This is a genomic window from Streptomyces lushanensis, from assembly GCF_001700515.1.
In the GTDB taxonomy this organism is placed as follows: Bacteria; Actinomycetota; Actinomycetes; order Streptomycetales; family Streptomycetaceae; genus Streptomyces; species Streptomyces lushanensis.
In genome coordinates this window covers 1-21,253 of the sequence record NZ_MAUD01000005.1, presented here as the reverse complement: position 1 = coordinate 21,253, position 21,253 = coordinate 1, and the positions used below count along the sequence as shown (strand labels likewise).

General features: G+C 69.3%; 16 protein-coding genes. 9 read left to right on the top strand and 7 right to left on the bottom strand.

All coding sequences use genetic code 11. The features are described 5' to 3' along the window. On the bottom strand, window positions 1–916 hold a 916-nt coding region (locus BFF77_RS00145; RefSeq protein WP_066942462.1), incomplete at its 3' end, for a PAC2 family protein. Window positions 917–1,167: 251 nt separating this feature from the next. On the opposite strand from BFF77_RS00145, the gene BFF77_RS00140 reads away from it, so the two are divergent. From BFF77_RS00140 to BFF77_RS00120, 5 genes are read left to right on the top strand one after another with little or no spacing between them, the layout of a single operon-like run. Further along, window positions 1,168–2,502, top strand: coding sequence for an enolase C-terminal domain-like protein (locus BFF77_RS00140; protein WP_066942460.1), 1,335 nt, complete (start codon window positions 1,168–1,170; stop codon window positions 2,500–2,502). Next, complete coding sequence (locus BFF77_RS00135) at window positions 2,499–3,275, top strand: SDR family NAD(P)-dependent oxidoreductase (RefSeq protein WP_066942456.1); 777 nt, start codon at window positions 2,499–2,501, stop codon at window positions 3,273–3,275. Before BFF77_RS00140 ends, BFF77_RS00135 begins: the two co-directional genes overlap by 4 nt. A gap of 28 nt (window positions 3,276–3,303) precedes the next feature. After that, the gene (locus tag BFF77_RS00130; protein WP_066942455.1) at window positions 3,304–4,392 is read left to right on the top strand and encodes a sugar ABC transporter substrate-binding protein; all 1,089 of its coding nucleotides are present in this window, start codon (window positions 3,304–3,306) and stop codon (window positions 4,390–4,392) included. Between the two features lie 2 nt (window positions 4,393–4,394). Continuing rightward, window positions 4,395–5,942, top strand: coding sequence for a sugar ABC transporter ATP-binding protein (locus tag BFF77_RS00125; RefSeq protein ID WP_066942452.1), 1,548 nt, complete (start codon window positions 4,395–4,397; stop codon window positions 5,940–5,942). After that, the gene (locus BFF77_RS00120; protein ID WP_066942450.1) at window positions 5,939–6,967 is read left to right on the top strand and encodes an ABC transporter permease; all 1,029 of its coding nucleotides are present in this window, start codon (window positions 5,939–5,941) and stop codon (window positions 6,965–6,967) included. The genes BFF77_RS00125 and BFF77_RS00120 overlap by 4 nt, the downstream gene beginning before the upstream one ends. Before the next feature lie 111 nt (window positions 6,968–7,078). On the opposite strand, the gene BFF77_RS00115 is transcribed toward BFF77_RS00120, so the two are convergent. The 4 genes from BFF77_RS00115 to BFF77_RS00100 form a co-directional block, all read right to left on the bottom strand. Then, window positions 7,079–7,750: a FadR/GntR family transcriptional regulator gene (locus BFF77_RS00115; RefSeq protein ID WP_066942448.1), complete on the bottom strand. Its 672-nt coding sequence runs from the start codon at window positions 7,748–7,750 to the stop codon at window positions 7,079–7,081. 130 nt (window positions 7,751–7,880) lie between these two features. Continuing rightward, on the bottom strand, window positions 7,881–9,491 hold the full coding sequence (locus tag BFF77_RS00110) for a glycerol-3-phosphate dehydrogenase/oxidase (RefSeq protein WP_066942445.1): 1,611 nt from the start codon (window positions 9,489–9,491) through the stop codon (window positions 7,881–7,883). A gap of 138 nt (window positions 9,492–9,629) precedes the next feature. Next, window positions 9,630–11,177, bottom strand: a complete 1,548-nt coding sequence (gene glpK / locus BFF77_RS00105; RefSeq protein ID WP_066942443.1) for a glycerol kinase GlpK — start codon at window positions 11,175–11,177, stop codon at window positions 9,630–9,632. Window positions 11,178–11,487: 310 nt separating this feature from the next. Further along, window positions 11,488–12,252 carry an IclR family transcriptional regulator gene (locus tag BFF77_RS00100; RefSeq protein WP_066942441.1) on the bottom strand — a complete coding sequence of 255 codons (765 nt, stop codon included), beginning with the start codon at window positions 12,250–12,252 and terminating at the stop codon, window positions 11,488–11,490. A 237-nt stretch (window positions 12,253–12,489) separates the two neighbouring features. On the opposite strand from BFF77_RS00100, the gene metH reads away from it, so the two are divergent. From metH to BFF77_RS00085, 3 genes are all read left to right on the top strand, one after another. Next, window positions 12,490–15,999: a methionine synthase gene (gene metH, locus BFF77_RS00095; RefSeq protein WP_066942439.1), complete on the top strand. Its 3,510-nt coding sequence runs from the start codon at window positions 12,490–12,492 to the stop codon at window positions 15,997–15,999. Between the two features lie 206 nt (window positions 16,000–16,205). Beyond that, window positions 16,206–16,907 carry an HAD family hydrolase gene (locus BFF77_RS00090; protein ID WP_066942437.1) on the top strand — a complete coding sequence of 234 codons (702 nt, stop codon included), beginning with the start codon at window positions 16,206–16,208 and terminating at the stop codon, window positions 16,905–16,907. Between the two features lie 504 nt (window positions 16,908–17,411). Continuing rightward, a complete protein-coding gene (locus BFF77_RS00085) occupies window positions 17,412–19,022 on the top strand; it encodes an ABC transporter substrate-binding protein (RefSeq protein ID WP_066942435.1) in 1,611 nt (536 codons plus the stop codon). Between the two features lie 117 nt (window positions 19,023–19,139). Here the strand turns inward: BFF77_RS00085 and BFF77_RS00080 are convergent, their stop codons facing one another. Together BFF77_RS00080 and BFF77_RS00075 are read right to left on the bottom strand one after the other, a co-directional pair. Then, window positions 19,140–19,811 carry a response regulator gene (locus BFF77_RS00080; RefSeq protein WP_046498782.1) on the bottom strand — a complete coding sequence of 224 codons (672 nt, stop codon included), beginning with the start codon at window positions 19,809–19,811 and terminating at the stop codon, window positions 19,140–19,142. A gap of 75 nt (window positions 19,812–19,886) precedes the next feature. Next, the gene (locus BFF77_RS00075) at window positions 19,887–20,783 is read right to left on the bottom strand and encodes a RecB family exonuclease (protein WP_079124680.1); all 897 of its coding nucleotides are present in this window, start codon (window positions 20,781–20,783) and stop codon (window positions 19,887–19,889) included. 64 nt (window positions 20,784–20,847) lie between these two features. Between BFF77_RS00075 and BFF77_RS00070 the strand changes: the two genes are divergently transcribed. Further along, the coding region (locus BFF77_RS00070) for a zinc metalloprotease (RefSeq protein WP_483855201.1) at window positions 20,848–21,253 on the top strand (406 nt) is incomplete at its 3' end.

The following is a 21,253-nucleotide window of genomic DNA, read 5'->3' as shown; positions in this document are numbered from 1 at the left end:
CCGATGCGTCGCGCAGATATGAGGACCCCTCACCGCCCTCCGTGGCGTGGCCTCCTGGAGCGGCCTGTCCGGGACCGCCGTCGCGCCGCCGCAGATACCGCTCAAACTCCCGGGCGATGGCCTCGCCGGACGCCTCGGGAAGCTCCGCGGTGTCCCGCGCCTCCTCCAGCGACTGGACGTACTCCGCCACCTCGCTGTCCTCGGCGGCCAGTTGGTCCACGCCGAGCTGCCAGGCCCGTGCGTCCTCGGCCAGTTCACCCAGCGGGATCCGCAGACCGATCAGATCCTCCAGCCGGTTCAGCAGCGCCAGCGTCGCCTTCGGGTTGGGCGGCTGCGACACATAGTGCGGCACGGCGGCCCACAGACTCACCGCGGGGACGCCAGCGTGGGTGCAGGCCTCCTGGAGGATGCCGACGATGCCGGTCGGTCCCTCGTACCGCGTCTCCTCCAGGTCCATCGTCCTGGCCAGATCCGTGTCCGAGGTGACGCCGCTGACCGGCACCGGGCGCGTGTGCGGGGTGTCGCCGAGCAGCGCGCCCAGGATGACCACCATCTCCACGCCCAGCTCATGGGCGAAGCCCAGCAGCTCGTTGCAGAACGAGCGCCAGCGCATGGACGGCTCGATACCGCGCACCAGCACCAGGTCACGGGGTTTCTCGCCGCCGATCCGCACCACGGAGAGCCGGGTGGTCGGCCAGGTGATCTTCCGTACGCCGCCGTCCAGGTAGACCGTGGGCCGGTTGACCTGGAAGTCGTAGTAGTCCTCGGCGTCGAGCGCCGCGAACACCTCGCCCTTCCACTCCCGGTCGAGATGCGCGACCGCTGTGGAGGCTGCGTCGCCCGCGTCGTTCCAGCCCTCGAACGCGGCCACCATGACCGGGTCGATCAGCTCGGGAACCCCCTCGAGCTCGATCACCCAGTGCCTCCTTCCGAAGTTCCCTTTCGTACGGACCAACCTTACGGCTTTCCCGGTGCCCGCCCGCAGCCCCGCGTACGCCCGGGTGAACTTCGGCGTACCGGGGCATAGGCCGGAGAACTGACGCTTCTTCCGGAAGATTCATCCGAGCTGTCATCGTAATTTTCGTTCCGACTCTGGACTATCTGGCCTGAACGACGCTATACATCGGATGACCACTAGAGGTCCGATGTTCTTCTCAGGGAGCGTGCATGAGTCAGACCGTCACGGGGTTCGAGGTTCACGACATCCGTTTTCCCACCTCGGAACAGCTCGACGGCTCCGACGCCATGAACCCGGATCCCGACTACTCGGCCGCCTATCTGGTGCTGCGCACGGACGGCGACGCGGAGGGTCATGGATTCTGCTTCACGATCGGGCGTGGCAACGAGGTCACCGCGACCGCCATCGAGGCGCTGCGGCCCTATGTGCTGGGCAGACCGGCCCCGCACACGGCGGCCGATCTCGCCGCCCTCTACTTCGAGCTGACCCATGACTCCCAGCTCCGCTGGCTCGGCCCGGAGAAGGGCGTCATGCACATGGCGGCCGGCACCGTGGTGAACGCGGCGTGGGACCTGGCGGCCAAGGCGGCGGGCAAGCCCGTCTGGGAGTTCCTCTCGGACATGACGCCCGAGGAGCTGGTCTCCCTCGTCGACTTCCGCTATCTGACCGACGCCCTCACGCCGGACGAGGCACTGGCCATCCTGCGCGCCGCCGAGCCGGGCCGGGCGGAGCGGGCCGCCCGGCTGCGCGCCGAGGGCTATCCCGCGTACACCACCTCGCCCGGCTGGCTCGGTTACTCCGACAGCAAGCTCGTCACGCTCGCCAAGCAGGCCGTCGCCGACGGCTTCGAGCAGATCAAGCTCAAGGTCGGCGCCGATCTGGAGGACGACATCCGGCGGATGAAGCTGGCCCGTGCCGCCGTCGGCCCCGGCATCCGGATCGCCGTCGACGCGAACCAGCGCTGGGACGTCGCCGAGGCGGTGCGCTGGATGTCGGCCCTCGCCCCGTACGAACCGCACTGGATCGAGGAGCCGACCAGCCCCGACGACATCCTCGGCCACGCCGCCGTACGCGCCGGTCAGCCGGTCAAGGTGGCCACCGGCGAGCATGTCGCCAACCGTGTGATGTTCAAGCAGCTTCTCCAGGCCGAGGCCGTCGACTACGTTCAGATCGACGCGGCCAGGGTCGCCGGCGTCAACGAGAATCTGGCGATTCTGCTGCTCGCGGCCAAGTACGGCAGACCGGTCTGCCCGCACGCCGGCGGCGTCGGACTCTGCGAACTCGTCCAGCATCTCTCGATGTTCGACTATGTCGCCGTCTCCGGAAGCTGGGAGGACCGGATCATCGAGTACGTGGACCATCTCCACGAGCACTTCACCGATCCCGTGGTGATCACCTCGGGACGCTACGCGGCGCCGGACGCGCCGGGCTTCTCCGCCCGGATGCTGCCCGGGTCGATCGCCGACCACCGCTATCCGGACGGGCCCGTCTGGCAGGCCCGTGCCACCACCGGGCCCCGCACCACCGAGGAGAACGACCGATGACCGACGTACGGGACTTCGAGGGGCTCGGCGCCCTGGTCACGGGCGGTGCCTCGGGTATCGGCGCGGCCATCGCCGCGCTGCTGCTGGAACGCGGCGCCCAGGTCGCCGTGCTGGACCGCGACTGCACGGGCGCGCCCAAGGGCACGCTGCCGCTCACGGCGGACGTCACCGACGACGCGGCGGTACGGGCCGCCGTGGACAGCGCGGCGGCGGAGTTCGGCGGGCTTCACACGATCGTCTCCAACGCGGGCCTCGGCGCCGTCGGAACCGTCGCGGACAATCCCGACGACGAGTGGCGGCGGGTGCTGGACATCAATGTCCTCGGCATGGTCCGCACCGCCCGGCACGCCCTGCCGCATCTGCGGCGCTCGGCCGCCGAACGGCCCGGCTGCGTCTCGATCACCCAGACCTGCTCCATCGCCGCCACCGCCGGGCTGCCGCAGCGCGCCCTCTACAGCGCCAGCAAGGGCGCCGTCCTGTCGCTGACCCTGGCCATGGCGGCCGACCACGTCCGCGAGGGCATCCGGGTCAACTGCGTCAATCCCGGTACCGCGGACACACCCTGGGTCGGCCGACTGCTCGACCAGGCCGCGGACCCCGAGGCCGAACGCGCGGCCCTCGCGGCGCGCCAGCCCACGGGACGGCTGGTCGCCGCGGCCGAGGTCGCCGCAGCCGTCGCCTATCTCGCCAGCCCTGCCGCGGCCGCCGTCACGGGGACGGCGCTCGCGGTCGACGGCGGAATGCAGGGCTTGCGCCTGCGCCCCGTCAACTGAGCCGCACTCATCTGGAGGATGGACAATCATGCAGCGACACAGCACGGGACGCTCCGCCCCGTACAGACTTCCACTCGCGCGACTCCGCACCACCGGTGCCTCTGCCTGCGCCGTGGTCCTGGCCGTCACGGTCCTGGCCGGGTGCAACCGTGAGCAGGGGAGCGACGCCGCGGGCGGTGGCAAGGTCGGTATCGACCTGCCGCGCAGCGACAGCGACTTCTGGAACTCGTACCAGCAGTACATCGAGAAGGGCGTCAAGGCCGGCGAGGTCGACGCGCTCTCGCTGACCAACTCGCAGAACGACATCGGGAAGCTCGTCTCCAACGTCCAGGTCTTCACCGACCAGGGCGCCAAGGCCGTCATCATGGCCCCGCAGGACACCGGCGCGATAGCCGAGACGCTCCAGACGCTGAGCGAGAAGAAGATCCCGGTCATCAGCGTGGACACCCGCCCCGACAAGGGCGACGTCTACATGGTCGTACGGGCCGACAACCGCGCGTACGGCGAGAAGGCCTGCCAGTACCTGGGCGAGCAGCTCAAGGGCAAGGGCAAGGTCGTCGAGTTCCAGGGCGACCTGTCCTCGATCAACGGCCGTGACCGCTCCGAGGCGTTCAAGTCCTGCATGGACGAGAAGTTCCCCGGTATCAAGGTCTTCGAGCTGGCCACCGAGTGGAAGGGCGACGTCGCCTCGGCCAAGCTCCAGTCGACGCTGACCGCCCACCCCGACATCAACGGCATCTACATGCAGGCCGGCGGTGTCTTCCTCCAGCCGACGCTGGCCCTGCTGGAGCAGAAGAAGCTGCTCAAGGCGCCGGGCACCGAGGGACACATCACGATCATCTCCAACGACGGCATCCCCGAGGAACTGGACGCCATCCGCGAGGGCAAGATCGACGCCACCGTCTCCCAGCCGGCCGACCTGTACGCCAACTACGCGCTGTACTGGGCCAAGCAGGCACTCGCGGGCGTGACTCCCAAGGAAGGCCCGACCGACCACGAGTCGACGATCATCAAGATCCCGAACGGCTTCGAGGACCAGCTTCCCGCGCCGCTCGTGACCAAGGAGAACGTGGACGACCCGAAGCTGTGGGCCAACCAGCTGGAGAAGAAGAGCTAGCGATGGACTCCAAGCGGCAGGAAACTCCGGCTGCGGTACACGCGGAAGGCATCGTCAAGCGCTTCGGTCCCACCGTGGCGCTGGACGGCGTCCGGCTCACCGTACGGCCCGGCGAGTCCCACGCGCTCGTGGGACGCAACGGCGCGGGCAAGTCCACCCTGGTCAGCGTGATCACCGGGCTGCACAGGCCGGACGCGGGCCGGGTGAGCTTCGGCGGCGAGCCCGCGCCCGCCTTCGGCGACACCACGGCCTGGCAGTCCAAGGTCGCCTGTGTGTACCAGAAGTCGATGGTCGTACCCGATCTGACCGTCGCGGAGAATCTGTTCCTGAACCACTACGGTCTGGACCGGAGCGGCGCCGGACCGGGCGGCCGGTTCATCAGCTGGCGCGGACTGCGCCGGCGCGCCCAGGATCTGCTCGCGGAGTACGGAGTCGATGTCGACCCGAACGCCCGCGCCAAGGATCTCCCCGTCGAGCAGCGGCAGTTCGTCGAGATCGCGCGGGCGCTGTCCTTCGGCGCCCGGCTGATCATTCTCGACGAGCCCACGGCGCAGCTCGACGCCCGCGGTATCCAGCGGCTCTTCGACAAGCTCCGGGAGCTGCGCGACCAGGGGGTGGCGTTCCTCTTCATCTCCCACCACCTCCAGGAGGTGTACGAACTGTGCACCGCCGTCACCGTCTACCGTGACGCCCGCCATGTGCTGACCGCACCGGTGGCGGAGCTGTCGAAGGAGGACCTGGTGTCGGCGATGACCGGCGAGTCGGCGGGCACGGCCGTCGCCTGGCACGCCGCGCGCGGAAGCGCGCCGGACGCCGGGGCCGAGCCCGTACTGGAGGTCGAGGGGCTCGCCCTGGACGGCGAGTTCGATCCGCTCGATCTCGCCGTGCGGCCCGGCGAGGTGCTCGGTCTGGCCGGGAGCGCGGCCAGCGGCAACACGGCGCTCGGCGAGACCCTCGTCGGGATGCGCGCGCCGACCGCGGGACGGATCGCCGTACGCGGGCGCCCGGTGAAGCCGGGCAGCGTCCCGCACGCCCTGGACGCCGGCATCGGCTACATCCCCGAGGACCGGCACCGCCAGGGACTCGTGCTGGACCGGAGCGTCGCCGAGAACGCCACGCTCACGGTCACCGATCAGCTCGGCCCGTGGGGGACCGTACTGCCCTCGCGGACCAGGGAGTTCGCCAAGGGCATGATCGAGTCGCTGGACATCAAGACCCAGGGCCCCGAGCAGCCCGTCTCGGGACTGTCCGGCGGCAATCAGCAGAAGGTCGTCGTCGCCCGCGCCCTGGCGCGCGGCCCCAGCGCGCTGGTCGCCCTGCGGCCCACCGCGGGCGTCGATGTGAAGTCGAAGGACTCGCTGCTCGGCGTGGTGCGCAGAGTGGCGGACGAGGGCAGCGCGGCCGTGATCATCTCGGACGAGCTGGACGATCTGCGGGTGTGCGACAGGGTGCTCGCCCTGTTCCACGGGCGCGTGGTGGCGTCGTTCGAAAGCGGGTGGACCGACCGGGAACTGGTCGCCGCCATGGAAGGTGTGGGAGAGCGGGAATGACGGAGACCATACGACCGCCGGTGGCGGAGGAGACGGGGAGCGCTACTCCGCGCGGCCGGCTCCAGCTCATCCGGTGGAGCGATTTCTCCCTGGTGCCGGTGATCCTGGTGCTGATGGTGATCGGCTTCATCGTCTCGCCGGTCTTTCTCACCTCCAGCAATCTGATCAGCGTCGTCCAGCAGTCCTCGGAACTGAGCCTGCTGGTCCTCGGCCAGGCGCTGATCCTGATCTGCGGCCGGATGGACCTGTCGCTGGAGTCGACGATCGGTATCGCGCCGGTCATCGCCATGTGGCTGGTGCTGCCCTCGGAGGGCGGCCGGTTCGCCGGACTCGATCTGCTGCCGGTCTGGATGGCCATCCCCGCCTGTCTGCTGGTCGGTGTGGCCATCGGCGCGATCAACGGCTTCCTGATGCTGAAGCTGCGGGTGAACGGCTTCATCGCCACCCTCGGCATGCTCACGATGCTGCGCGGCCTCCACATCGGAATCACCGAGGGCAAGTCGATCACCGATGTCCCGGAGTCCTTCCGGTACCTGGGCAAGACCGACTGGCTGGGCGCGCCCGCCGCCGTCTGGATCTGTCTGGCGCTGTTCGCGATCGGCGGCGCGGCGCTCGCGTGGCTGCGGCACGGACGGTCGCTGTACGCCATCGGCGGCAACCCGGAGGCGGCCCGCGCGGCCGGTATCCGGGTGGACCGCGTCACCTGGATCGTGCTGGCCGTCGGCGGGCTGCTCGCGGCCTTCGCGGGCATCCTCTACACCGGCCACTACGGCTCGGTCGCGGCCACCCAGGGCAACGGCTGGATCTTCCAGGTCTTCGCCGCGGCCGTCATCGGCGGTATCAGCCTCAAGGGCGGGCGCGGCACGCTCTTCGGCGCGCTGACGGGTGTGCTGACGCTCCAGCTCGTGGTCAATGTGATGACGCTCGGAGGTGTGCCGGCGCTCTGGAACCAGTTCCTCAACGGCGCCATCATCATCGTCGCGCTGGTCATCTCCCGCTTCGCGAGCGGTGAGAAGCAGGACTGACGACCGTACGCCGCCCACGAAGCCGCGAGGGCCCCTGGGATCCAGGGGCCCTCGCGGCTTCGCCCGTGCTCCCCGGGACGCTCCGGAGGAGCTCCGGAGCGTCTCAGGGCCTCAGAGCGTCGAGCGCAGCCACATCTCGACGCTCGCGATGTGCACGGTCGCCCAGGACCGGGCCGCTTCGGCGTCCCGGTCCCTGAGCGCGGCCAGGATCGCCCGGTGCTCGTGGAGCGTACGGCTGACGGCGTCCTCCTGGGTCAGCCCGCGCCAGATCCTGGCCCGGGTCGTGGGCCCGGAGAGCCCGTCCAGGAGCGAGCAGAGCACCGAGTTGCCCGAGGACTGCACGATTCCGCGGTGGAACTCCAGATCGGCCGCGACCAGCTGCTCCACCGAGGGCCGCTCCCCGAGGGCGTCCAGCTGACCGTCCAGCACGTCCAGTTCGGCCTCCGTTATCCGCGCGCTCGCCATCGCCGTGGCGGCCGGCTCCAGGATGCGGCGTACGGCGAGGAACTCCAGCACGGTGTCGTCCCGGTGGAAGTCCACCACGAAGCTGAGCGCCTCAAGGAGCAGCTGGGGATCGAGGCTGGTGACATACGTGCCGTCGCCCTGCCGTACATCGAGGATGCGGATGAGCGACAGCGCGCGCACCGCCTCGCGCAGCGAGTTGCGCGACAGCCCCAGATCGGCGGCGAGTTCGCTCTCCTTCGGGAGGCGGTCTCCCGGGCGCAGCGCACCGGAGACGATCATCCCCTTGATCTTCTCGATGGCCTCGTCGGTGACTGCCATGGCGACCTCCATACATCCGATGTATCGGTCCCCATTATGCGTCTCCGAAGCGCGACAAGAGGCGCTCCGGGACAAGGAGCGCCTCTCGGTTCGTACTTGCGTCCGATCGGTTCCGCTCGGACATCTGTGCTCAGTCGCGCTTGCGCAGCAGCTCCTCGACCCCGGAGCGGACATGTTCGGTGTCCAGACCACGGATCGTCAGCGTCGTGCGGCGGCGCAGTACGTCGTCGGCGGTCTCGGCCCACTCGTGGTCGCGGGCGTGGACGACCTGGGCCCAGATCTCCGGCGCGTCCGGATGGATCCGCTCGCCCAGCTCCGGGTACTCGTTGGCCAGCCGCACGATGTCGAAGGCGAGCGAGCCGTAGTGGGTGGCGAGGTGACGGGCGGTGTCCGGCGCCATGGACGGGCCCGTACCGCCGCCGTCGATGAGCAGCCGGTGCGCCACCGCCCTGGGACTGGCGATGCCCGGCAGCGGCAGCGTCTTCGGCAGCGCCGAGACCGGTTCCATGCCCCGGCCGAGCGGATGCCCCGGCAGGGACTCCAGCTTGGCCAGGACCGTACGCCCGATATGACGGAAGGTCGTCCACTTGCCGCCGGCCACCGACAGCATGCCGCCGCGGCCCTCGGTCACGACCGTCTCGCGCCTGGCCCTGGAGGTGTCACCGGGGCTGCCGGGCAGCACCCGCAGACCCGCGAAGGCGTAGGTGATCAGATCGCGGGAGAGCTGCTGGCCGCGGACCGAGAGGGCGGCCTCGTCCAGGATCTGGCGTACGTCCTTCTCGTTGACGCCGACCGCGCCGGGATCGCCCTCGTACGGCTCGTCCGTCGTACCGAGCAGGAGCATGTCCTCCCAGGGGAGGGCGAAGGTGATCCGGTACTTGTCGACGGGCGTGGCGAGCGCGGCCCCCCAGGGCGCGGTGCGCCGCAGGACGAGGTGCGCGCCCTTGGAGAGCCGCACGGACGGCGCCGCGTGCGGGTCCTCCAGACGGCGCAGATGGTCGACCCAGGGGCCGGTGGCGTTGAGGACCAGCCGCGCGTCGACACCGAACTCCGTACCGTCCATACGGTCCCGCAGCTCCGCGCCCGTCACCCGGCCCCGGGTGAAGCGCAGCCCGGTGACCTCCGCGTGGTTGAGGACGGTGGCTCCGGAGTCGACGGCGGCACGGACGGTCATCAGTGCCATCCGCGCGTCGTTCATCTGGTCGTCGCCGTAGACGGCCACCGCCCGCAGACCGTCGGTGTTCAGCTCGGGCACCGTCCGCCGGGCCTTGGCCGGGCTGATCAGACGGCCGACGCCGTCGCCGAACGCGGAGAGCGCGGAGTAGGCGAAGACACCCGCGCCGAGCTTGGCGGCGCCGTGCGGTCCGTCCTTGCGGACCGGCAGATAGAAGGTGAGCGGACGGGCGAGATGCGGTGCCACCTGCCGGGACACCGCGCGCCGCTCGAAGTGGTTCTCCGCCACCAGCTTCACCGCGCCGGTCTGGAGATAGCGCAGACCGCCGTGGAGCAGCTTGGAGGAGGCCGAGGAGGTGGCACCGGCGAAGTCGCCGCCGTCCACCAGGGCCACCCGCAGTCCCGACTGGGAGGCGTGCCAGGCGGTGGATATGCCGAGAATGCCGCCGCCTATCACCAGGAGGTCGTAGGACGCCCTGGACAGCGTGTTCCGGGTCTCCGCCCGGCTCGGCAGGGAACCGCCCGCCGGATGCGTCCCGAGCGCGGGGAAGCTCTCCAGGATGCTCATCGGTCGCTCCACTCCTCTTGGGCCGTCGCGTCGTGGGCCGTTTTTTGAGCCCCGTTCGCGTCATGGGCCGCGGCGGTCGTCGCGGTTGCTGTGCCCGCCGTGTCTGCCGTGGCTGCCGACGGGGGGCGCCGTCGTCGCTCAGACATCGTCCTGGTCGAGCCAGCCCATGGTGCGGTCGACGGCCTTGAGCCAGTACGCGTACTCACGGTCGCGGGTCGCCGGGTCCATCCGCGGTGTCCACTCCGCGGCCCGGCGCCAGTTGGCGCGCAGCGCGTCGGTGTCCGGCCAGAAGCCCACGGCCAGACCGGCGGCGTAGGCGGCGCCGAGACAGGTGGTCTCGGCGACCATCGGACGCACCACCGGCGCGTCCAGGACATCGGAGAGCATCTGCATCAGCAGATTGTTGGCGGTCATGCCGCCGTCGACCTTCAGCGCGGTCAGCTCCACACCGGAGTCCTTCGTCATGGCGTCACTGATCTCCCGGGTCTGCCAGGCCGTGGCCTCCAGGACCGCGCGGGCGATGTGCGCCTTGGTGACATAACCGGTCAGACCGGCGATCACACCGCGCGCGTCCGCGCGCCAGTGCGGTGCGAACAGACCGGAGAAGGCGGGTACGAAATACGCGCCGCCGTTGTCGTCGACCGAGGACGCCAGTGTCTCGATCTCGGCCGCGGACCTGATCAGCCCCATCTGGTCGCGCATCCACTGCACCAGTGAGCCGGTGACGGCGATGGCGCCCTCCAGCGCGTACACCGCAGGCTCGTCGCCGACGCGGTAGCCGACGGTCGTCAGCAGACCGCTGTAGGAGTTCACGGGCTTGCCGCCGGTGTTCATCAGCATGAAGGTGCCGGTGCCGTAGGTCGACTTGGCCTCTCCCTCGGCGAAACAGGTCTGGCCGAAGAGCGCCGCCTGCTGGTCACCGAGCGCGGAGGCGACCGGGACACCGTCCAGCACACCGCCCTTGGCCGTGCCGTACACCTCGGAGGAGGAGCGGATCCTCGGCAGGATCGAGGCCGGCACACCCATCGAGGAGAGGATCTTGGGATCCCACTCCAGGGTGCGCAGATTCATCAGCATCGTGCGGGAGGCGTTGGTGACGTCCGTGACATGCGCGCCGCCGTGGATCCCACCGGTCAGATTCCAGATGACCCAGGAGTCCATGGTCCCGAAGTGGATCTCGCCGCGCTCCGCCCGCTCGCGCAGCCCGTCGACGTTGTCCAGCAGCCAGCGTGCCTTCGGACCGGCGAAATAGCTGGAGAGCGGCAGCCCCGTCTCACGGCGGAACCGGTCCTGGCCGACATTGCGGCCCAGCTCACGGCAGAGCGCGTCGGTGCGGGTGTCCTGCCAGACGATGGCGTTGTGCACCGGCAGACCGGTGTTCCTGTCCCAGAGCACGGTGGTCTCGCGCTGGTTGGTGATACCGATCGCCCTGACATCGGCGGAGGTGATGCCCGCCTTCTCCACCGCGCGCGCCACGACCTCCTGGACATTGGTCCAGATCTCGGTCGGATCGTGCTCCACCCAGCCGGGCCTCGGGAAGATCTGCCCGTGTTCCTTCTGGTCGACGGCGACGACACGGCCGTCCCGGTCGAAGACGATGCAGCGGCTCGACGTGGTGCCCTGGTCGATGGCCGCGATGAACGGTCCGGTGCCGCGGGCGGTTCCGGTGGTGGTCGCGTCGCTCACGGTGTCTGCTCCTGCTCGATTGACGCTCGATGGCGAAGGGAGAGGGTGGCTTACGTGAAGACCCAGGGGTGCGGTGTCCGCCGCCGTCCGGTGCGCCGTCCTGTGCGGCACTGCCACACCCTAACGCTTTCTCCCGTCAGTCGTTCGGCAATGCCGACCGATGGGCGACTCGTCACCTCGAAGGCGCTCTTCGAGGCACCGCGTCCTCCCGGCCGCCTCGACCTCGCTCGACGAGCTTGCTCGGCCTTCCTCGGCTTCTTCGGACCTCGCCTCCGGGACCTCGTTCCTTACCGATGATCCGCCATCCGGTTCAGAACCGCCCGGCGCCGATCTCCCTGGAGACCGCGCGTGCGCAGTCACGGACCGCCGCGACCAGCTCCGGCCGTACCTCACCCGAGGGACAGACACGTTCCACCGCGCCGGTGACGGCGATCGCCCCGACCGGCATCCGCCGCCGGTCGTGGACGGGGGCCGCCACCGCGGCCACGCCCTCCCAGGTCTCCTCGACGTCCACGGCCCAGCCGCGCTCCCGGGTCAGCTCCAGCACGGCCTCGAACTCCGCCACGGCGGTGATCGTCCGCGCGGTGAGGGCCGGACGCTCGTTCTCGACCGCCTGGCCGCGCGCCACCGGGTCGTACGCCGAGAGCACCTTGCCCAGCGCCGTGGAGTGCAGCGGCTGCATGGCGCCCACCTCCAGCACCTGCCGGCTGTCGTCCGGTCGGAAGACATGGTGGACGATCAGCACGCCCCGCTGGTGCACGACGCCGAGATGGACGCTCTCCCCGCTGGACCTGGCGAGATCGTCCGTCCAGACCAGGGCGCGGGCCCTCAGCTCATGTATGTCCAGATAGCTGTTCCCGAGCCGCAGCAGCTCGGCCCCGAGCTGGTAGCGCCCGGACGCCGCGTCCTGTTCGACGAACCCCTCCGCCTGGAGCGTGCGCAGGATGCCGTGGGCCGTGCCCTTGGCCAGACCGACCGCCGAGGCGATGTCGGACAGGCCGAGCCGGCGCTCACCGCCCGCGAGCAGCCGCAGCATCGCCGCCGCCCGCTCCAGCGACTGGATGTTCTTCGCCATCGGATCCGGACCTCCATCGACTGCCGACCATGCTGAACACTATCGGGCACTGCCGACCCGTACCCGCCCTCAGGCTCGGGCGGTACGGCCGTGCGTCCGGATCATTCCGCGCACAGGATGCCGTCGGCCTGCCGAGATCCACACCCGCCGGGCGGTCCGCCCGGCTACGCTGGCCGGGTGCGCCTTCCAAACAGAGGGCGCAAAGCCGACAGCCGTCGCATCCCAGGGAGTACTTTCATGGCCTCGTCGCCGACCCCCTCCACCGACAGCCGAACCCGTATCGAAGCCCTCCGTGAGGCACTCGCCACCCGTGTGGTGGTCGCCGACGGCGCGATGGGCACGATGCTCCAGGCACAGGATCCGACGATGGAGGACTTCCAGGATCTGGAGGGCTGCAACGAGATCCTGAACGTGACGCGCCCGGACATCGTCCGGTCCGTCCACCAGGAGTACTTCGCGGTCGGTGTGGACTGCGTGGAGACGAACACCTTCGGTACGAACTACGCGGCGCTCGCCGAGTACGACATCCCCGAGCGGGTCTTCGAGCTGGCCGAGTCCGGCGCGCGGATCGCCCGTGAGGTCGCCGACGAGTTCACCGTGTCCACCGGTCAGCAGCGCTGGGTACTGGGCTCCATGGGCCCCGGGACGAAGCTGCCGACGCTGGGACACGTCCCGTATCTCACCCTGCGCGACGCCTACCAGCAGAACGCGGAAGGCATGATCGCGGGCGGCGCCGACGCCCTGCTGGTGGAGACCACCCAGGACCTGCTCCAGACGAAGGCCGCCGTCCTCGGCGCCCGCCGCGCGCTGGCGGCCACCGGCACGAACCTGCCTGTCATCTGCTCGGTCACGGTCGAGACGACCGGCACCATGCTGCTCGGCTCGGAGATCGGCGCGGCACTGACCGCGCTGGAGCCGCTGGGCATCGACATGATCGGTCTGAACTGCGCCACGGGCCCGGCCGAGATGAGCGAGCATCTGCGCTATCTGGCCAGGCATTCCCGTATCCCCCTCTCCTGCATGCCCAACGCCGGTCTGCCCGTCCTCGGCAAGGACGGCGCGCACTATCCGCTGTCGGCCGCCGAGCTGGCGGACGCGCAGGAGACCTTCGTGCGCGAGTACGGGCTGTCCCTGGTGGGCGGCTGCTGCGGTACGACTCCGGAGCATCTGCGCCAGGTGGTCGAGCGGGTACGCGGCCAGGCCCTGACGGAGCGTGAGCCGCGTCCGGAGCCGGGCGCCGCGTCCCTCTACCAGACCGTGCCGTTCCGGCAGGACGCGTCGTATCTCGCCATCGGTGAGCGGACGAACGCCAACGGCTCGAAGAAGTTCCGCGAGGCCATGCTGGACGGCCGCTGGGACGACTGCGTGGAGATGGCCCGCGACCAGATCCGCGAGGGCGCCCATCTGCTGGACCTGTGCGTGGACTATGTCGGCCGGGACGGTGTCGCCGACATGGCGGAGCTGGCGGGCCGGTTCGCCACCGCCTCCACCCTGCCGATCGTGCTGGACTCGACCGAGCTGAATGTGATCGAGGCCGGGCTGGAGAAGCTCGGTGGCCGCGCGGTGATCAACTCGGTGAACTACGAGGACGGCGACGGCCCCGAGTCGCGCTTCGCGAAGGTGACCGCGCTGGCCGTCGAGCACGGCGCGGCGCTGATCGCGCTGACCATCGACGAGGAGGGCCAGGCCCGCAGCGTCGAGCACAAGGTCGCCATCGCCGAACGGCTGATCACCGATCTGACCACCAACTGGGGTGTCCATGAGTCGGACATCCTCATCGACTGCCTCACCTTCACCATCTGCACCGGGCAGGAGGAGTCCCGGGGCGACGGCATCGCCACCATCGAGGCGATCCGTGAGCTCAAGCGCCGTCACCCTGATGTCCAGACCACCCTGGGTCTGTCGAACATCTCCTTCGGCCTCAACCCGGCCGCCCGCGTCGTACTCAACTCGGTCTTCCTGGACGAGTGCGTGAAGGCGGGCCTGGACTCGGCGATCGTGCACGCCTCGAAGATCCTCCCGATCGCGCGGCTGGACGAGGAGCAGGTCAAGGTCGCGCACGATCTGATCTACGACCGGCGCGCCGAGGGCTACGACCCGCTCCAGAAGCTGATGGAGCTCTTCGAGGGCGTCAACACGAAGTCCATGAAGGACGGCAGGGCCGAGGAACTGCTCGCACTGCCGCTGGAGGAGCGGCTGCGGCGCCGGATCATCGACGGCGAGAAGAACGGTCTGGACGGGGACCTCGCCGAGGCCCTGGAGAGCCGGCCGGCCCTGGACATCGTCAACGACACGCTGCTGGAGGGCATGAAGGTCGTCGGTGAGCTGTTCGGCTCCGGCCAGATGCAGCTTCCGTTCGTCCTCCAGTCCGCCGAGGTGATGAAGACGGCGGTGGCCTATCTCGAAACGCACATGGAGAAGACGGACGACGAGGGCAAGGGCACGATCGTGCTGGCCACCGTCCGCGGTGACGTCCATGACATCGGCAAGAACCTGGTCGACATCATCCTCTCCAACAACGGCTACAACGTGGTGAACCTGGGCATCAAGCAGCCCGTCTCCGCGATCCTGGAGGCCGCCGAGGAACACAGGGCCGACGTGATCGGCATGTCCGGTCTGCTGGTGAAGTCGACCGTGATCATGAAGGAGAACCTGGAGGAGCTGAACCAGCGCAAGATGGCGGCCGACTATCCCGTCATCCTCGGCGGCGCGGCACTGACGCGCGCCTATGTCGAACAGGACCTCCACGAGATCTACCAGGGCGAAGTCCGCTACGCCCGGGACGCGTTCGAGGGCCTACGGCTGATGGACGCGCTGATCGCCGTCAAGCGCGGAGTTCCCGGCGCCACGCTTCCCGAGCTGAAGCAGCGCCGGGTCAAGGCCACCGCCAACACCGTGGTGGAGGAGCGTCCCGAACAGGGCACGGTCCGCTCCGACGTCGCCGTCGACAATCCCGTTCCCGAGCCGCCGTTCTGGGGCACCCGGGTGGTCAAGGGCATCCAGCTCAAGGAGTACGCCTCCTGGCTGGACGAGGGCGCCCTCTTCAAGGGCCAGTGGGGGCTGAAGGAGGCCCGCAAGGGCGGTCCCAGCTACGAGGAGCTGGTGGAGAGCGAGGGCCGGCCCCATCTGCGCGGCTGGCTGGACCAGCTGCACACGCAGAACCTGCTGGAGGCCGCCGTCGTCTACGGCTACTTCCCGTGCGTCTCCAAGGGCGACGACCTCATCGTGCTCAACGACGACGGCTCCGAGCGCACGCGCTTCACCTTCCCGCGCCAGCGCCGGGGCCGGCGGCTGTGCCTCGCGGACTTCTTCCGTCCGGAGGAGTCCGGCGAGCGGGACGTGGTCGGTTTCCAGGTCGTCACCGTCGGCTCGAAGATCGGTGAGCGGACCGCCGAACTGTTCGAGTCCAACTCCTACCGCGACTACCTCGAACTGCACGGGCTCTCCGTCCAGCTCGCCGAGGCGCTCGCCGAGTACTGGCACGCCCGGGTCCGCTCCGAACTGGGCTTCGCCGGTGAGGATCCGGCCGAGGTCGAGGACATGTTCGCGCTCAAGTACCGGGGCGCGCGCTTCTCACTGGGCTACGGCGCCTGCCCCGACCTGGAGGACCGCGCGAAGATCGCCGATCTGCTGGAGCCCGGACGGATCGGTGTCCAGCTCTCGGAGGAGTTCCAGCTCCATCCCGAGCAGTCCACCGACGCCATCGTGATCCACCACCCCGAGGCCAAGTACTTCAACGCACGCTGACGACGCGCGCCGACCAGGCAGGCCGACCGGGCACACGCTCCACGTACGCCGAGTTCGCCGGAATCCGGGCCCGCCGGAATCCGGTCGGCGCGGAACGCGGACGAGTCGTACACTGGTCGGTCCAGTGCAGGCCGGTCGCCTGTCCCGGTGGGGCAACCCTGCGGGAAAGGTGACCGGCCTTCTCGTCCCCCATGGAGGTGTGCCGGATGACCAGTACGGTCCCCGCGTCCTTGACCCGTACGGCCGAAGGCTCGGCCCTTCAGGCCGTTCTTCTCGACATGGACGGAACCCTGGTCGACACCGAGGGATTCTGGTGGGACGCCGAGGTGGAGGTCTTCAAGGCCCTCGGACACGTCCTCGACGAGACCTGGCGCGACGTGGTGGTGGGCGGGCCCATGACCCGCAGCGCCACCTTCCTCATCGAGGCCACCGGCGCCGCCATCACCCTCGCCGAACTGACCGTGCTGCTCAACGACACCTTCGAGGACCGCATCGGGCGCGGTGTACCGCTCATGCCGGGCGCCACCCGGCTGCTCACGGAGCTGGCCGCGCACGAGGTGCCCACCGCCCTGGTCTCCGCCTCGCACCGGCGCATCATCGACCGGGTCCTGGCCTCGCTCGGGCCCGAGTACTTCGCGCTCACCGTCGCGGGCGACGAGGTGCCGCGTACCAAACCGCACCCGGACCCGTATCTGCTGGCCGCCCGGGGCCTGGGCGCCGATCCCGCCCGCTGCGCCGTCATCGAGGACACCGCCACCGGTGTGGCCGCCGCCGAGGCCGCGGGCTGCCGGGTGGTCGCCGTACCGTCCGTCGCGCCGATCGCACCGGCCGACGGACGGATCGTCGTCAGCTCGCTCGAAGAGGTCGATCTGGTATTTCTGCGCGGCATGATGACTCAAGGACACTGATCCGCGCACAGAGCGTCGCACCGGAATAAGCGTGGAAACTCTCGGCATTGGACCGGGTATTTTCCGTTACCGCCGGGCAAGGCAATCCATGGTCCGCTAAACGGCATGCGGAGTGAGCTTTATCACCTGCGCTCTCATCGACAGGCGCGGGCCGGACTGATCCATGGCCGCCTGGGCGGGGTCGGAGCGTGCCCTTGTGTCCCGATTGGTGGAGGCGTGTACGAAACATTCCGCAGCCGGTATATCCACACGCGGCTATTGCCGATCACTGTGTGATTACGTTTCAGATCAGGCCCGTTCCGGCATTCCCGGTGCCTCCGACTAATCTCGTCGCGAGCACTTCGCCGCATCAACGACGTGTCCCGACGGCCCACCAAGTCGCCATGCACACAGGACCGATCGCCCTGTATCCCGGCCCGATCGCACTGCCCCGAACGGGTGGGCGCGGCGGAGTCTCCGTTAGCACCGCTGTATCTCAGTGCCGGATGAGGGAGTACGTCCAGGATGAACCGCAAGACTTTGGCGCTGTCGGCCGTGATCGGCCTGCTTGCGCCCGTGCTCGCCGGTTGCGGCGGCTCGGACGGTGGGTCCGACGGCGGTGAAGCCATTGTCGTGGGTACCACGGACCAGTACATCGCCACGAAGGAGGGTCCCGCCCCGCTGGACCCGGCCTTCGCGTACGACACCGGTTCCTGGAACGTGCTCCGCCAGACCGTCCAGACGCTGATGCACGTACCGCGCGGTGGCGGAGCGCCGGTGCCCGAGGCCGCCTCCAAGTGCGGATTCACCGACCGGGAGAACGAGAGCTACCGCTGCACGCTGCGCGAGGGCCTGAAGTTCGCCGGCGGCGATCCCATCACCGTCGAGGACGTGAAGTACTCGATCAAGCGCGTCCTGGACATCAAGGACCCCAGCGGTATCTCCGGTCTGCTGGCCAACATCGACACGATGGAGACCAACGGCGACTACGAGATCGTCTTCCATCTCAAGACGCCGGACGCGACGTTCCCGTACAAGCTGACCACACCGCCGGCGGGCATCGTCAGCCAGAAGCTGTACGCGCCGGACAAGCTCCGTGACGGCTTCGAGGTGGACGGCTCGGGTCCGTACACCTTCAAGGCCGAGGTCCAGGGCGACACCGTCGTCAAGGCGGTCTTCACCAAGAATCCGGAGTACAAGGGCGATCTGACGCTCCAGAACAGCAAGGTGGAGCTGCGGCCCTTCAAGGACGCCGACAGCATGGGCAAGGCGCTCGACACCGGCGACATCGATGTGATGACCCGCGCGATGACGCCCGAGCAGGTCCAGTCGATGATCGAGAACCCCAAGGAGACCATCCAGCTCACCGAGATGCCGGGGCTGGAGATCCGCTACCTCGCCTTCAACACCGACGCCCCGAGCGCCAAGGAGAAGGCGGTGCGCCAGGCCATGGCGTACACCATCGACCGCGGCGAGCTGGTCACCAAGGTGTACGGGGCCATGGCCGAGCCGCTGTACTCGCCGATCCCGTCGAGCGTCGCCACGCACACCAACTCGTTCTTCAACAAGTACGGTGACGCGAATCTGGGCAAGGCCACCCAGCTGCTGGAGGACGCCGGCATCACCACTCCGGTGAAGCTGACGCTGAACTACACGACCGACCACTACGGCGAGGTCACGGTCAAGGAGTTCGAAACCCTCCGGGACCAGCTCAACGGCAGCAAGCTCTTCGACGTCTCGATCAAGGGCGAGGAGTGGAAGACCTTCCGGCCGAACCAGACCAAGAGGGCCTACGCGATCTACGGCATGGGCTGGTTCCCGGACTTCCCGGACCCGGACACCTACATCGGGCCGTTCTTCGACAAGGACAACTTCCTCAACAGCCCGTACAACAACAGCGTGCTGCGCAATCAGCTCATCCCGCAGTCGCGCCGCGAGGCCGACCGCAGCGCCGCCTCGAAGACCTTCGCCAAGATCCAGGACATCGTCGCCGAGGACGTGCCGGTGCTTCCGCTGTGGCAGGGCAAGCAGTACGTGGCCGCCCGCGACGACATCACGCGCGTGGAGTGGGCGGTCAACTCGTCCGCGGAACTGCAGCTGTGGGAGCTGCGCAGGGGAACGGGCTCGGCCTCCTGACCGAGCGGCAGGACCGTGAGGCCGGCCGGGGCGCGCCCCGGCCGGCCTCAGCCGTATCCCTGTCCCGGCCTCTTGCGCCGCTCCGCGCCGTTGCCGGGGCTGCTGGGCCTGCCGGGCCTACTGGGCGCCGGGGCGCACCAGGCCGCTCTCGTACGCGTACACCGCCGCCTGCACCCGGTCACGCAGCCCCAGCTTGGTCAGTACATGGCCCACATGCGTCTTGACCGTGGTCTCGCTGACGAAGAGGTCCGCGGCGATCTCCGCGTTCGACAGCCCGCGCGCGACCAGCTTGAGCACCTCGACCTCGCGCTCGGTGAGCGTGTGCAGGGTGTCGGGCACCGGCTCCTCGCCGGAGGGCAGATGGTCCGCGTACTTGTCGAGCAGCCGGCGCGTGATGCTCGGCGCCAGCATCGCCTCGCCCGCCGCGACCACCCGGATCGCCTGCACCAGCTCATTGGCGGGGGCGTCCTTGAGGAGAAAGCCGCTGGCCCCGGCGCGCAGCGCCTCCACCACGTACTCGTCGAGGTCGAAGGTGGTCAGGACGAGCACCTTCGCCGGACCGTCCCGCCCCGGTCCGGTGATCTGGCGGGTCGCCTCGACACCGTCCATCCGGGGCATCCGGATGTCCATCAGCACCACATCGGGCTGGAGCGCGCGGACCTGGTCGATGGCCTGGAGGCCGTCCCCGGCCTCGCCGACGACCGCGATGTCCTGCTCGGCCTCCAGGATCATCCGGAAGCCGGTGCGCAGCAGCGGCTGGTCGTCGACCAGTAGGACGCGGACAGTCACGGGGAACTCCTTCACTAGGGCCCGCCCCATTCTGCCCTGAGCGCCCCTGGGTGATTCCGTCGGGCGTGAACCCCGCTACACGCCGCCGTCGGCGCTGTCGGTCCCGTCCGCGGGGCGCACGCTGAGCGGATATACGGGAGGTGTGCCGCCGAATTCCGGACAGAGGGCCTGATGATCACACCAGCCGCACAGCTTGGTCGGCCGGGGCCGCCAGTCGCCTGTCTCGGTGGCCGCCCTGATCGCGTCCCACAGCGCCAGCAGCTTGCGCTCCACCCGCTTCAGATCCGCCTCCACCGGGTCGTACGTCACCACCTCGCCGCTGCCCAGATAGACGAGCTGGAGCCGGCGCGGCACCACCCGCTTCAGCCGCCAGACCACCAGCGCGTAGAACGTCATCTGGAACAGCGCGCCCTCCGCGTACTCGGGGCGGGGCGCCTTGCCCGTCTTGTAGTCGACGATCCGCACCTCACCCGTCGGCGCCACATCGACCCGGTCGATCACTCCGCGCAGCCGCAGCCCCGACTCCAGCTCCGTCTCCACGAACAGCTCACGCTCCGCGGGTTCCAGGCGCGTCGGATCCTCCAGCGAGAACCACCGCTCCACCAGCTCCTCCGCCTGGCCCAGCCAGCGCGTCAGCCGTTCGCCCTCCGAGTCCTCGGCGAACAGCTCGCCCAGCTCGGGCCGGGACTCCAGCAGCCGGTCCCACTGGCCGGGGATCAGCGCCTTGGCGCGCGGCGCCGTGCGCTCGACCGCGGGAGCGTCGAAGAGCCGCTCCAGCACGGCGTGCACCAGTGTGCCGCGCGTGGCCGCCTCGCTCGGCTTCACCGGCAGCTTGTCGATCACCCGGAACCGGTACAGCAGAGGGCACTGCATGAAGTCGCTCGCGCGCGACGGAGACAGCGAAGTGGGCGGCAGGCTCGTACTCATGACGCAGACCCTATGGCCCGACACCGACAGCGATCCGAATACCATCGACTCCAGAGCCACTCGCACTGCATGATCGAGCGAGTGACGCTGCCGCGAACGAAGGGAACCCGTGAAAGAGGACGACGAGAGCGGCGAGAGCAGGCAGCCGCGGCCCGGCGACGGGAACACGGGTCCCGACGGGAAGCCGTCGAAGCGCGAGGACCCGGGCGGCGGCATCCTCATGGGCCGCCCCTTCGGCGTACCTGTCTACGTCGCCCCGAGCTGGTTCCTGGTGGCCGCGCTCATCACCTGGATCTTCGGCGGCCAGCTCGACCGGGTCCTGCCCGAGCTGGGCGGCCTCAGATATCTGGTCTCCCTCTTCTTCGCGGTCGCCTTCTACGCCTCCGTACTCGTCCATGAACTGGCCCATACGGTCGCCGCGCTGCGCTTCAAGCTGCCGGTGCGCCGTATCCAGCTCCAGTTCTTCGGCGGTGTCTCGGAGATCGTTCTGGATCTCCGAGACACCGCCGAAGAAC